13 protein-coding genes are annotated in these 12,208 nt (G+C 67.5%); 10 read left to right on the forward strand and 3 right to left on the reverse strand.

The features are described from left to right. Positions 1 to 7: 7 nt before the first annotated feature. The gene (locus tag PVW48_RS13900; protein ID WP_012179958.1) at positions 8 to 556 is read right to left on the reverse strand and encodes a hypothetical protein; all 549 of its coding nucleotides are present in this window, start codon (positions 554 to 556) and stop codon (positions 8 to 10) included. A 27-nt stretch (positions 557 to 583) separates the two neighbouring features. On the opposite strand from PVW48_RS13900, the gene PVW48_RS13905 reads away from it, so the two are divergent. From PVW48_RS13905 to PVW48_RS13930, 6 genes are read left to right on the forward strand one after another with little or no spacing between them, the layout of a single operon-like run. Further along, the gene (locus tag PVW48_RS13905; RefSeq protein ID WP_274581778.1) at positions 584 to 1,525 is read left to right on the forward strand and encodes a histone deacetylase family protein; all 942 of its coding nucleotides are present in this window, start codon (positions 584 to 586) and stop codon (positions 1,523 to 1,525) included. Then, on the forward strand, positions 1,522 to 1,764 hold the full coding sequence (locus PVW48_RS13910) for an exodeoxyribonuclease VII small subunit (protein WP_012179956.1): 243 nt from the start codon (positions 1,522 to 1,524) through the stop codon (positions 1,762 to 1,764). Before PVW48_RS13905 ends, PVW48_RS13910 begins: the two co-directional genes overlap by 4 nt. Before the next feature lie 45 nt (positions 1,765 to 1,809). Beyond that, positions 1,810 to 2,643, forward strand: a complete 834-nt coding sequence (locus PVW48_RS13915) for a polyprenyl synthetase family protein (RefSeq protein ID WP_274581870.1) — start codon at positions 1,810 to 1,812, stop codon at positions 2,641 to 2,643. 20 nt (positions 2,644 to 2,663) lie between these two features. Continuing rightward, positions 2,664 to 4,595, forward strand: coding sequence for a 1-deoxy-D-xylulose-5-phosphate synthase (gene dxs / locus PVW48_RS13920; RefSeq protein WP_274581779.1), 1,932 nt, complete (start codon positions 2,664 to 2,666; stop codon positions 4,593 to 4,595). 12 nt (positions 4,596 to 4,607) lie between these two features. Then, positions 4,608 to 5,426 carry a hypothetical protein gene (locus PVW48_RS13925; protein ID WP_274581780.1) on the forward strand — a complete coding sequence of 273 codons (819 nt, stop codon included), beginning with the start codon at positions 4,608 to 4,610 and terminating at the stop codon, positions 5,424 to 5,426. Between the two features lie 5 nt (positions 5,427 to 5,431). After that, entirely contained in the window at positions 5,432 to 6,313 is an 882-nt protein-coding gene (locus PVW48_RS13930; RefSeq protein ID WP_274581781.1) for a glycosyltransferase family 2 protein, read from the forward strand. Positions 6,314 to 6,413: 100 nt separating this feature from the next. Here the strand turns inward: PVW48_RS13930 and PVW48_RS13935 are convergent, their stop codons facing one another. After that, a complete protein-coding gene (locus tag PVW48_RS13935; RefSeq protein WP_274581782.1) occupies positions 6,414 to 7,286 on the reverse strand; it encodes an SDR family oxidoreductase in 873 nt (290 codons plus the stop codon). A gap of 38 nt (positions 7,287 to 7,324) precedes the next feature. Beyond that, positions 7,325 to 7,744 carry a VOC family protein gene (locus PVW48_RS13940; protein ID WP_274581783.1) on the reverse strand — a complete coding sequence of 140 codons (420 nt, stop codon included), beginning with the start codon at positions 7,742 to 7,744 and terminating at the stop codon, positions 7,325 to 7,327. 126 nt (positions 7,745 to 7,870) lie between these two features. Here PVW48_RS13940 and PVW48_RS13945 point away from each other — a divergent pair, with 126 nt between their 5' ends. The 4 genes from PVW48_RS13945 to PVW48_RS13960 all read left to right on the forward strand — a co-directional run bounded on the left by PVW48_RS13945 (position 7,871) and on the right by PVW48_RS13960 (position 12,206). Next, positions 7,871 to 9,340, forward strand: a complete 1,470-nt coding sequence (locus PVW48_RS13945) for an AMP nucleosidase (protein WP_012179949.1) — start codon at positions 7,871 to 7,873, stop codon at positions 9,338 to 9,340. An 825-nt stretch (positions 9,341 to 10,165) separates the two neighbouring features. Beyond that, the gene (locus tag PVW48_RS13950; RefSeq protein ID WP_012179948.1) at positions 10,166 to 10,456 is read left to right on the forward strand and encodes an HU family DNA-binding protein; all 291 of its coding nucleotides are present in this window, start codon (positions 10,166 to 10,168) and stop codon (positions 10,454 to 10,456) included. 114 nt (positions 10,457 to 10,570) lie between these two features. After that, positions 10,571 to 11,434: a DMT family transporter gene (locus PVW48_RS13955; RefSeq protein ID WP_274581871.1), complete on the forward strand. Its 864-nt coding sequence runs from the start codon at positions 10,571 to 10,573 to the stop codon at positions 11,432 to 11,434. A gap of 58 nt (positions 11,435 to 11,492) precedes the next feature. Further along, the gene (locus PVW48_RS13960) at positions 11,493 to 12,206 is read left to right on the forward strand and encodes a cytochrome c biogenesis CcdA family protein (RefSeq protein WP_274581784.1); all 714 of its coding nucleotides are present in this window, start codon (positions 11,493 to 11,495) and stop codon (positions 12,204 to 12,206) included. Positions 12,207 to 12,208: the final 2 nt, after the last annotated feature.

Below are 12,208 nucleotides of genomic sequence, written 5' to 3' on the forward strand. Positions count from 1 at the left end.
CGGCCCGCTAGTCCAGCCCGCAACTGCGCGGTGGCTGGCCGTCCCAGAGGGTGACGGGCAGGCGGTCGGGCGGCTGCGTGATTGCGGTCTCTTGCCCGTTCACGGTCAGCACCCCGCGCCCGGTCAGCAGGTTCACGTCGCAGCGTCCGGTATTGGCGGCATCGAGCGTATCGCGCCAGCCATAGGTGAACCCGGCCAGCAGCAGGTCGTCGTCGCGCCAGGCCAGGGTCAGGGTTTGCGACCAGCGCTCGCGCCCGATGCTGTCATTGCCGGTGACGACCTGCAGGCTGCCCGCGGAGGTGGCCTCGAGGCTCGGGCCCGGCGCAGGGCCGCCGAGCCAGGCGATCTTGGGCGCGGTCACGCGGCGCTGACCGGTGTCGAGCACGAGCACCGCATCCGCGTCCGTTCCGACGACCAGTCGCGCGGTGTCGGGCGTGCCGTCGCCGGTCACGTCGACGGTGATCTCGGCCAGCACGGTGCCGGGGGCCGGGAACTCCGCCCGGGCGAGGCCAACGGAAGCCAGCAGGGCGATCGCTGCCCAGAGCCCTTGTTTCATCGCGGTCGATCCTCTAGCCATTCGGTCATGTCCACCGCTGTCTATACCCATTCCGAGTGTCTGTCACACGTCACGCCCCCGGGCCATCCCGAGCAGGTCGCGCGCCTTGTTGCGGTGGCCGAGGCGCTGGACACCCCCGGTTTTGCCGCGCTGGAGCGCCGGTCCGCGCCCCTGGGCGAGATCGCGGATATCCTGCGCTGCCACCCGCAGGGGTACATCGACCGGGTGCGCGCCGCGATCCCCGAGGAAGGCGCGGGTGTGGTGTCGCTGGATGCCGATACGCATGTGATGTCCGGGTCCTGGAACGCGGCCCTGCGCGGGGTCGGCGGGGTCTGCGCGGCGGTGGATGCGGTGCTGGCCGGAGAGGTCGGCAATGCCTTTGTCGCCTGTCGCCCGCCCGGCCACCATGCGGAGACCGAGACCGCGATGGGGTTCTGCCTGTTCGGGAATATCGCCATCGGGGCGAAGCGAGCGCTGGATCACCACGGGCTCTCTCGGGTGGCGGTGGTGGATTTCGACGTCCACCATGGCAATGGCACTCAGGACCTGCTCTGGGACGAGGCGCGGGCGTTCTTCATCTCCAGCCACCAGATGCCGCTCTATCCCGGCTCCGGCGCGCGGCACGAGACCGGCGCCCATGGCAATGTCTTCAACCTGCCTTTCCCGCCGGACACGGCCGGCCCGGCCTTCCGGCGGCAGTACGAGGCGGAGGTATTTCCGGCCCTGGAAAACTTCCGGCCCGAACTGATCCTGGTCTCGGCCGGGTTCGACGCGCACCGGGCGGACCCGCTGGCGCAGATGGCGCTGGTGGAGGAGGATTTCGCCTGGGTGACGGGTCGGTTGTGCGAGATCGCGGCGGAATTCTGTGACGGGCGCGTGGTCTCCACCCTCGAAGGGGGCTATGATCTGCCCGCCTTGGGGGCGAGCACCGCCGCCCATGTAAAGACCCTGATGGAGCACGCGCAATGAGCGATACCCCGGTGGAAGAGATGAGTTTCGAGGCGGCGATGGCCGAGCTGGAAAAGGTCGTCGGCGAATTGGAACGGGGCAGCGTGCCGCTGGAGGATTCGATCAAGCTCTATGAGCGCGGCGCGGCGCTGAAGGCGCGCTGCGAGACCAAGCTGAAGGAAGCCGAGGAGAAGGTGGCGCAGATCACGCTCGATGCGGATGGTCAGCCCACGGGCGTGAAGCCCGCCGACGGGCTCTGAGCCTTGTCGGGGTTTGCAGCGGCCCAAGCCGACGGGGCCACACGGATTGCCGCCTGTCTTGACGATCTGATCGGAGCTCAGCCCGAGAGCGTTATCCGCGACGGGATGGCCTATGCCACCCGGGGCGGCAAGCGGTTGCGCGGAGTGCTGGTGCTGGAGACGGCCTGGCTGCACGGTGTGGCGCCGGAGCGGGCGGTTTACGCCGCCGCCGCCATCGAGTGCCTGCATGCCTATTCCCTGGTCCATGACGATCTGCCTGCGATGGACGATGACGATCTGCGCCGGGGTCAGCCCACGGTGCACGTCAAATGGGACGAGGCGAGCGCGATCCTCGTGGGCGATGCGTTGCAGACCCTGGCCTTCGAGGCGCTGAGCGATCCGCGCATGACCGGCGATCCGGCCGTGGCGCTGGCGCTGGTGCGCAGTTTGGCGCAGGCCTCGGGCGCGGCGGGCATGGTGCTGGGCCAGGCGCTGGACATCGCGGCCGAAACCGCGGCGGCCCCCCTGACCCTGGCCGAGATCACCCGGTTGCAGGCGGGCAAGACCGGCGCGCTGATCCGCTGGTCGGCGGAGGCGGGCGCGCTGCTGGCCCGGGCGGACCCGGCCCCCCTGCGGCGGTATGCCGAGGCCATCGGCCTTGCCTTCCAGATCGCGGATGACATCTTGGACGTCACGGGCGATGCTGAAAAAGCGGGCAAGCGGCTACAGAAGGATGCCGAGGCGGGCAAGGCGACCTTCGTGTCGCTCCTGGGGCTGGAGGCGGCGCGGGCGCGGGCGGCGGCGCTGGTGGCCGAGGCCGAGGCGGCGTTGCAGCCCTATGGCGCGGAGGCAGAGACCTTGTGCGAGCTGGCGCGTTTCGTTATCGCACGCGACACCTGAGGCTGACCGGAGGCCCTGTTATGAGCGACCGTCCCCATACCCCCGTGCTCGACCGGGTGAAGACCCCGGACGACATGAAGGGGCTGAGCGACCGGGAACTGGTCGCTTTGGCGCGCGATCTGCGGGCCGAGACGATCAGCGCGGTGTCGGTTACCGGCGGGCATCTGGGGGCCGGGCTGGGGGTGGTCGAGTTGACCGTGGCGCTCCATGCGGTGTTCGACGCGCCCCGGGACCGGATCATCTGGGATGTCTCGCACCAGTGCTATCCTCACAAGATCCTGACCGGGCGGCGCGACCGCATTCGCACGCTGCGGATGAAGGACGGGCTGTCGGGGTTCACCAAGCGGTCCGAGAGCCCTTATGACCCGTTCGGGGCGGCGCATTCCTCGACCTCGATCTCTGCCGCGCTGGGCTTTGCCGTGGCGCGGGACCTGGGCGGCGCGCCGGAGCATGGGATCGGCGACGCGATCGCGGTGATCGGGGACGGGGCGATCAGTGCGGGCATGGCGTTCGAAGCGCTGAACAACGCGGGCCATCTGAAAAAGCGGCTGATCGTTATCCTGAACGACAACGAGATGTCCATCGCGCCGCCCACGGGGGCGATGTCGAGCTATCTCAACCGGCTCTATGCCGGCGCGCCGTTCCAGGAGTTCAAGGCCGCCGCCAAGGGGGCGGTCAGCCTGCTGCCGCCGCCGTTCCAGGAGGGGGCAAAGCGCGCCAAGGACATTCTCAAGCACATGACCATCGGCGGCACCTTGTTCGAGGAGCTGGGCTTTTCCTATGTCGGGCCGATCGACGGCCATGACATGGAGCAGCTTCTGAGCGTGTTGCGGACGGTGAAGGCCCGGGCCGACGGGCCGATCCTGATCCATGCGATCACCAAGAAGGGCAAGGGCTATGCGCCCGCCGAGGGGGCCGCGGACAAGGGCCATGCCACGGCGAAGTTCGACGTGGTTTCCGGCGCGCAGAAGAAGGCACCGTCGAACGCGCCGACCTATACCAATGTCTTCGCCGAAACCCTGATCGACGAGGCGGAGCGGGATTCGCGGATCGTGGCGGTCACGGCGGCGATGCCTTCGGGCACCGGGCTCGACAAGTTCGCCAAGCGGTTCGCGGCCCGGACCTTCGACGTGGCCATTGCCGAGCAGCATGGCGTGACCTTCTGCGCGGGGCTGGCGGCGGGCGGGATGAAGCCCTTCTGCACGATGTACTCGACCTTTTTGCAGCGCGGCTATGACCAGGTGGTCCATGACGTGGCCTTGCAGAACCTGCCCGTGCGCTTCGCCATCGACCGGGCCGGGCTCGTGGGCGCGGACGGGGCGACCCATGCGGGGGCCTATGACACGGCGTATCTGTCGAACCTGCCCAACATGGTGGTGATGGCCGCGGCCGACGAGGCGGAGTTGCGGCACATGGTGGCCACCGCGGTCGCCCATGACAGCGGACCCATCGCCTTTCGCTTCCCGAGGGGCGAGGGCGTGGGCGTCGAGTTGCCGGAGCGCGGCGTGCCCCTGGAGATCGGCAAGGGCCGGATCATCGCGGAAGGCAGCCGGGTTGCGATCCTGTCCTTCGGCACGCGGCTGGCCGAGGTGCGGGAGGCCTGCGAGGCGCTCACAGCCCGGGGGATCACGCCCACCGTGGCCGATGCGCGCTTTGCCAAACCGCTGGACCGGGACCTGATCCTGCGGCTGGCGGCCGAGCACGAGGCGTTGATCACCATCGAGGAGGGCGCGGTGGGCGGCTTCGGTTCCCATGTGGCGCAGCTTCTGTCGGAAGAGGGGGTGTTCGACACGGGCCTCAAATTCCGGTCCATGGTGTTGCCCGATACCTTCATCGACCAGGCGAGCCCGCGCGACATGTACGATATCGCCGGTCTGAACGCGCCGGATGTCGAGGCGAAGGTGCTCTCGGTGCTCGGCGTGGCCCAGATCGACCGCCGCGCGCAATCCTGACCGGAGAGAGCCATGACCGACCAGACGCCCCCGGGGGACCGTGACGACACGGCGCAGAGCGTCCCGCCCGTCCTCGAGGTGTCCGATCTTGCCCCGATCCTGTCGGAGATGCGGAGCACCCTGCGGGATCTGGCCGTTAGCGCCCGGATCATGGCGCTGGGACCCGAGCGGATCGCGCCGGTCTTCTTTCGCGACAGCATCATCCACACCCATGTCCCCTTCGTGGATTTCGACGAGGGGCAGCGCAAGCTGGCCATGACCGCCCGCCATGACGACGAGTTGTCGTTCTTCCAGTTGGCCGAACATGACATCGTGCCGCCGGGGCGGAGCCTGGTGGTGGTGGGCGGCTATCTCGGGGCCTCCACCGTGGCGCTGGCGCGGGTGACCGCCCCCGGAGCGGTGCATGTGTTCGAGCCGCAGGGCTGCCTGCAGGCGCCCTTGCGCCGAACGCTGGAGCTGAACGGGCTGCAAGAGGCGGTGGTGCATCCGGACGTGGTGACCGAGGACGGGGCCGCGATGACCCTGGGCACCCAGAAGCCCCTGCGATTGGCCGAGACGGTCTTCGTCGCGCGGGACGGCGGGGGCTATCCCGCCACCAGTCTCGATGCGCGGGATCTCGGCGATGTCGGGGTGCTGCACCTGTGTTTCAACGGCACCAAGATCCCGGCCCTGCGCGGGGCGCGCGAGACCATCGCCCGGTGCAGCCCGGTGATCCTGTGCGACAAGTCCGGGCGCGACCTGAGAGAGATCGCGGCCTTTCTGGGTGAGTTGGGCTATGCCCACCAGGCGGTCGGACCGCGGCTGTTTCTCTACGTGCGCGAGGGGGCCTGAGCCCCATGGCCGTCGCGTTCGTCACGATGGTCTATGACGATGCCTTCTTTCTCGACATCTGGGTGAAGTATTACAGCCGGTTCACCGATCGGCGGAACCTCTATGTCATCACCCACGGGCCGCAGGACTATGCCCATGACATCGCGGCGGGGTGCAATATCGTCGAGGTGAACCGCCGCGCCCCGTACCGGGCCATGGACAGCGACCGGTTCCAGCTGGTGAACCATTTCTGTTCCGGTCTGAACTTCATGTTCGACTGGGTGGTCTATAACGACGTGGACGAGCTGCTCGTGCTGGACCCGGAGGTGGGTCCCGATCCGGTGGCCCATATCGCCGGGCTCGACCCGAGGCTGGAGGTGGTGTCGGCCCTGGGGGTCGAGGTCATTCACAGGGTCGACCTGGAGTCCGACTACGACCCGCGGCGGCCGATCCTGTCCCAGCGCAAGCACATGCGGATCAATGCCTGGTACTGCAAGCCGTGCATCACCTCGATCCCGCTGCGTTGGGGGCCGGACGGGCATGGGTCGGAACACGGGACATACAACCTGAGCGACGATCTCTACCTGTTCCATCTCAAGTGGTTCGATCAGAAGTTTCACACCGACCGGCACGCGGATCGGCTCGCCATGCGCGGCACCAATGCCGATGGCAGCGACCTGGTGTTCGGGGCCGGATCCTGGGGCTGGTCGAAATTCGAGTACCAGCGGATCAGCAACGACTATCTGCGCTTCACCATCGAGAAGAAGGGCAAGGGGTTCGATTTCACCGAGGAACGCAAGCGGCTGAAAGAGAGCTTCGTGCAGGGCAAGACCGGGTTCTATTCCACCGACTGGTTCGTGGATGGCGATCTGCGGATCCTGCCGGAACGGTTTGTCGGATTGTTCTGAGCAGCGGGCAGTGGGGGTCACGGGCCAAGCGCGTTGGAACGCGCTTAAGCCGCTTGCAAGCGGCTTGGCCCGGGCAGCGCGGCGCGCGCGGTCCGGCGTGTCAGGGGGTCGCGTTGCGGCTCTCCTCGGCCAGCAGGGCCGCAAGGCCGGCGCGGTAGTCCGGATAGATCAGGCGCACGCCCAGCTCGTCCTTGATGCGGTCGTTGCGGACCTTCTTGCTCTCGGCATAGAAGCTGCGCGCCATGGGGGACATCTCGGCTTCCGCGATCGGGATGGCGGGCGGGATGGGCAGGCCGAGCAACTCCGCCGCATGGGCGATCACGTCTTCGGGTGGGGCCGGGTCATCGTCGCAGACATTGTAGGCGGCCCCGGGGTTGGGCCGGGCGATGGAGGCCGCCAGCACCTGAGCGATGTCGTCCACATGGGTGCGGGAGAACACCTGCCCTTCCTTGATGATCCGCCGCGCCGTGCCGTTGCGCACCTTGGAGAACGGGCCGCGCCCGGGGCCGTAGATACCCGCCAGCCGGAAGATATGCAGGGGCAGGTCCGCCTCGTCCGCCAGCGCGCGCCATTCGGCTTCCGCCGCGACCCGGAGCTGTCCGCGCCGGGTGGCCGGGGTCAGGGCGGCGGTCTCGTCGACCCAGTCGCCCTGGTGGTCGCCGTAAACCCCGGTGGTCGACAGGTACCCGACCCAGCCCGGTTGTGCGGCGGCAAGGGCCTCGCGCCATTCCGCGAGCACCGGGTCGCCCGCATCGGTCGGTGCCGCGGAGGTCAGGATGTGGGTGGCCGCGGCAATGTCGGCGGACAGGTCCGTGCCGGGCCAGACCCGGGCTTCGACCCCCTCGGCCTCCAGCGCTGCGGCCTTCTCGGCGCTGCGGGTGGTGCCGATGATGCGCCAGCCTTCGGGTAGGAGCAGGCGGGAGAGTGCACGGGCGGAGTAGCCGTGCCCGAAAGAGAGGAGGGTTTGTGTCATGGGCGCAATCTGGAAGCGGGACGCGCGGGATGCAAGGCTCAGAGCGCGCGACCGGGCACCCAGGCGAAGCCATCGGGATCGAGGATCACCGCTTCGCGCAGCCCGTGGGGCTTGTCGGTCGCGCCTTGCAGGATCAGCCCTCCTGCGGCTTCGGCGCGTGCGGCGGCCGCATCCGGGTCACAGCCATAGAGCCGCAGTTCCACCCCGCCGCCGCGCGGGCCGCTTTCGGGAAGCAGGCTGGGCAGGGGGTGGGCGTGGTAGGTGGCATCCGCGTGGATCTGGAACACGGCGTCCCCATAGGTCAGGATCGCGAAATCCCGGGTCGGCTGGTGGGCGGTCATGCCGAACACCTCGGTCAGGAACGCGATGCTGCGTTGGGCGTCCTGTACCAGCAGGTTGATCCCCAACCCGCGCAGGCTGCGCCCGAACGTGACCGCATCGACCGTGTCGTACTGCATGAAGTGCCCCCTTTAGGTCAGCAGTAATGACATAAAATCGGCAGCCATGCAACTTCGGGCTTGCGGGCCGGGTTCAATCGCGCTCATGGTCTGAAACGCCCGCCCAAGCCGGAGAGACATCGCACCGTGACCCAGACGCTGAAGACCCCTCCGCGGACCCTGCCGCGCAGCTTTGACGATGCCGCTGCCGCGGTGGCCGAGTTGCAGCGCCTTTATGACGAGGGTGTCCTGTTCTTGCAGACCAGCTTCGCAGATGCGGTGCGCGAGGGCGCGGTTTCGGCACGCTACCGGGCGTTTTACCCGGAGATCCGGGTACGGGTGAGCAGCTTCGGGCAGGTGGACAGTCGGCTGTCCTTCGGCCATGTCGCCGAGCCCGGCAGCTATGCCACGACCGTCACGCGCCCGGATCTGTTCGCGAACTACCTGACACAGCAGATCGGCCTTCTGATCCGCAATCACGGGGTGCCCATCGAGATCGGGCAGTCCGAGACGCCGATCCCGCTGCATTTCGCCATGGCGGGCGGGCCGGTGGCCTCGATCCCGCAGGAAGGCGTGCTGGCCTTCACCCTGCGCGATGCCTTCGACGTGCCGGACCTGGCCACCACCAACGACCAGATCGTCAACGGCTACGGCTTCAAGCACGAAGACGGCGCGGGCCCGCTGGCGCCCTTCACGGCGCAGCGGATCGACTATTCGCTGGCGCGGCTGCAGCATTACACCGCCACCAAGGCGGAGCATTTCCAGAACCATGTCCTGTTCACCAACTACCAGTTCTACGTGGACGAGTTCATCGCCTTCGCCCGCAAGGCGCTGGCCGATCCCGACAGCGGGTATCAAAGCTTCGTGGCCCCGGGCAACGTGGAGATCACCGACCCAGACGCGGAATTGCCGGTGCTGCCGAAGGCACCGCAGATGCCGACCTATCACCTGACCCGCAAGGGGCAGGCAGGGATCACGCTGGTTAATATCGGGGTGGGGCCGTCCAACGCCAAGACCGCGACCGACCACATCGCAGTGCTGCGGCCCCATGCCTGGCTGATGCTGGGGCATTGCGCGGGGCTGCGGAATACCCAGAGCCTGGGCGATTACGTTCTGGCCCATGCCTATCTGCGCGAGGATCACGTGCTGGACGACGATCTGCCGATCTGGGTGCCGATCCCGGCCCTGGCGGAGATCCAGATCGCGCTGGAGCAGGCGGTGGCGGAGGTGACCAAGCTGGAGGGCTATGACCTCAAGCGGATCATGCGCACGGGCACGGTGGCCACCATCGATAACCGCAACTGGGAGCTACGCGACCAGTCCGGCCCGGTCCAGCGCCTCAGCCAGTCCCGCGCCGTCGCGCTGGACATGGAAAGCGCCACGATTGCGGCGAATGGATTCCGGTTCAGGGTGCCTTACGGCACGCTGCTATGCGTGTCGGACAAGCCGCTCCATGGGGAGTTGAAGCTGCCGGGCATGGCGACGGAGTTCTACACCACCCAGGTGGCCCGGCATCTGCTGATCGGGATCCGGGCAATGGAGACGATCCGCGACATGCCGCTGGAGCGTATCCATTCCCGGAAACTGCGCAGTTTCGAAGAAACCGCGTTTCTTTAACCGCCTTCGCGCCGCCGCAACGCCCCAGATCCGCCGTGCTCGCCCAGGGCCAGCGGCAGTGTTCCCGAGGTGGAAGGTCACCGTATCGCTGTTGCCCAGGGTATTCTCGAAGGTACCGGATACATAGTTGCGCGGTACAAAGAAAAGGGCGCCAAGATTGCTGTTGCCGACGACGCGGAACAGGTCGCTTGACGCCATGCTGCTTGTGTCAAGGACGACTGTCGGGGTCGCCGGGATCCGGAAGTTCGCGGTGGTGACCTCTTGGATGTCTGCATCTCCACCGTTGACGATGAATTCGAACCCGGGATCGAAGGGGCTCACCGATGCTGTTGAAGGTGCGGAGGCGCGGCCAAGCTCTGCCGAAAGCCCGATGCGCTCGAGGCTGCCGGAGACCGCGATGGCGACGTATGACCGGCTCTCTTCCACCGCGACGACCACGGCCGACTGGGCGGTACTGGCAAACGCAGCGCAGAGAAACGTCGTCCAAAAGTTTCGAACACAATGTGCCCCTTCAAGATCGGGCAAAAAGGTCGCAACCGTGGTGATCTCGCTGCGGTGTGTCGAAGAAATCTGAGATCGGGATGTGGGTTTCAGGGCCGGATCGGTCGTTCGTTTTGGGTCGCCGAACCCCCGCGCCGTGGCCGCCAAGAGGCCCGAACGGGGCCAGTTGGACAGATACGGGGGGCTCAAGGGGGCAGAAACTCGGGCCAGCCCTGTTTTTTATGGGGTTTTAGGCGCGGGGACTCTTGTTGTTCCCGACAATCCTCTGTTTATCTGTGCACGAGCCTCAGAAGGACCGGGGCTGACAGGAACAGGGAGAGACCTATGGCAGCCAAGCCGCTCACAAAGACTCAACTCGTCGCCGCCCTCGCAGAAGGGGCTGAGCTGGACAAGAAGACCGCGGCCGCGACGCTCGACGCGCTGACGTCGATCGTGACCAAGGAAGTGACCGACGGCGGTGCGGTGACGCTTCCGGGTATCGGCAAAATCTACTGCCGCGAGCGTCCGGAGCGCATGGTGCGGAACCCGGCCACGGGCGAGCAGATCAAGAAGGACGCCGACAAGGTGGTCAAGGTGACCATCGCCAAGGCGCTCAAGGACAGCGTGAACGGCTGAGCCGGATATGTCTGACTGAACGAGAGGGTCGCCGCTCCGGCGGCCCCTTTTTTTGCGAAAGCCCCATGTAATGCCCCGCAAGACCCCCGACAGACCAAAGGCCCGGGCCGCATGATGGACTTGCGGGCACTGGTGATGGGGCTTGGCTTTGCCCTGATGTGGTCGAGCGCGTTCACTTCGGCCCGGATCATCGTGGCGGCGGCACCGCCCTTGACCACCTTGTCGCTGCGATTCCTGATCTCGGGGCTGATCGCCGTGGGGATCGCGCTGGCCCTCGGGCAGACCTGGCGGTTGAGCCGGACCCAGTGGAAGGCGACCTTCCTGTTCGGGCTCTGTCAGAACGCACTCTATCTCGGGCTGAATTTCGTGGCGATGCAGACGGTTCAGGCCTCGCTGGCCGCGATCATCGCCTCGACCATGCCGCTGGTGGTGGCCTTGGCGAGCTGGCTCGTGCTGCGGGAGCGGTTGCGGCCCCTGGCGATGGTGGGGCTGCTGGCCGGGATCGCGGGTGTGGTTTTGATCATGGGGGCGCGGTTGCAGGCCGGTGTGGACCTCGTGGGTGTGCTCTACTGCGGGATCGGGGTTCTGGCGCTGGCCTTTGCGACGCTCGCCCTGCGGACCGCGTCCTCGGGGGGCAATCTGTTGATGGTGGTGGGCTTGCAGATGCTCGTGGGGGCGGTGGCGCTGGCCCTGGTCGGGCTGCCCACCGAGACGCTGGAGGTGACCTGGAGCTGGCAGCTGGTGGTGGCGTTTGCCTACACCACGCTGGTGCCGGGGCTGGCGGCGACCTTCGTGTGGTTCCTGCTGGTGGACCGGATCGGCGCGGTGCGGGCGGCGACGTTTCATTTCCTCAACCCGGTCTTCGGGGTGGCGATTGCCGCGGTCCTGCTGGGCGAGGCGCTGGGCGCGCGGGATGTGGTGGGGGTGGCCATCGTGACCCTCGGCATCCTGGCGGTGCAGCTGTCGCGGGCGCGCTGACGCAGCTGTGATAGTCCGTGTCGGTGACAGGGCCGCTGCCGCGCGGTAGGTCCGGTGCATGGATCTGATCCTTGGATATGGCGCGGGGCTGCTGACGCTCATCAACCCCTGCGTGTTGCCGGTGCTGCCGATCGTGCTGGCCACCGCGTTGCAGGCGGACCCGCGCGGCCCTCTGGCCCTGGCCGCAGGCATGAGCCTGGCCTTCGTGACGCTGGGGCTCGGGGTGGCGACCCTGGGCCGGAGTGTCGGCTTGGGCGAGGAGCAGGTCGGGCAGGCGGCGGCGGTTCTGATGATCCTCTTCGGGCTCGTGCTGCTGGTGCCGCGGTTCAGCGCGGGGTTCGCCACGGCCACGGCGGGCATGTCGGCGCGGGCCGATGCCGGGATGGACGAGATCGACCACAGCGGCATCAAGGGCCAGTTCATCGGTGGCATGTTGCTCGGCGCGGTCTGGAGCCCTTGTGTGGGCCCGACCCTGGGGGCCGCGATATCGTTGGCCTGGCAGGGGGAGAGCCTGTGGCGCGCCGGCAGCATCATGGCGGCCTTCGCGCTGGGTGTGAGCACGGTGATCCTGGCGCTCGGCTATGGCGCGCGGGCGGCGATCCTGCGCCGCCAGGCCCTGATGCGCCGCATCGCTCAGTATGCGCGCCCGGTGATGGGCGGCGTTTTCGTGGCCGTGGGCACGGGTCTGTTATTCGGGGTCCATCACATGGCCGAAGCTTGGGCGGTGGAGACCCTGCCGCCCTGGCTGATCGACCTGTCTGTTTCGTTGTAATC

Origin of the sequence: Dinoroseobacter sp. PD6, from assembly GCF_028807315.1 — a bacterium.
Classification (GTDB): Bacteria; Pseudomonadota; Alphaproteobacteria; order Rhodobacterales; family Rhodobacteraceae; genus Dinoroseobacter; species Dinoroseobacter shibae.

Bases quoted from the DNA above. Each gene is read 5' to 3' on its own strand.
- PVW48_RS13950 (WP_012179948.1), top strand. From the start codon at position 10,166: ATGGCAGCCAAGCCGCTCACAAAGACTCAACTCGTCGCCGCCCTCGCA.
- PVW48_RS13905 (WP_274581778.1), top strand. From the start codon at position 584: ATGTCCACCGCTGTCTATACCCATTCCGAGTGTCTGTCACACGTCACG.
- PVW48_RS13910 (WP_012179956.1), top strand. From the start codon at position 1,522: ATGAGCGATACCCCGGTGGAAGAGATGAGTTTCGAGGCGGCGATGGCC.
- PVW48_RS13930 (WP_274581781.1), top strand. From the start codon at position 5,432: ATGGCCGTCGCGTTCGTCACGATGGTCTATGACGATGCCTTCTTTCTC.
- PVW48_RS13900 (WP_012179958.1), bottom strand. From the start codon at position 556: ATGAAACAAGGGCTCTGGGCAGCGATCGCCCTGCTGGCTTCCGTTGGC.
- dxs (WP_274581779.1), top strand. From the start codon at position 2,664: ATGAGCGACCGTCCCCATACCCCCGTGCTCGACCGGGTGAAGACCCCG.
- PVW48_RS13935 (WP_274581782.1), bottom strand. From the start codon at position 7,286: ATGACACAAACCCTCCTCTCTTTCGGGCACGGCTACTCCGCCCGTGCA.
- PVW48_RS13960 (WP_274581784.1), top strand. From the start codon at position 11,493: ATGGATCTGATCCTTGGATATGGCGCGGGGCTGCTGACGCTCATCAAC.
- PVW48_RS13940 (WP_274581783.1), bottom strand. From the start codon at position 7,744: ATGCAGTACGACACGGTCGATGCGGTCACGTTCGGGCGCAGCCTGCGC.
- PVW48_RS13955 (WP_274581871.1), top strand. From the start codon at position 10,571: ATGGACTTGCGGGCACTGGTGATGGGGCTTGGCTTTGCCCTGATGTGG.
- PVW48_RS13925 (WP_274581780.1), top strand. From the start codon at position 4,608: ATGACCGACCAGACGCCCCCGGGGGACCGTGACGACACGGCGCAGAGC.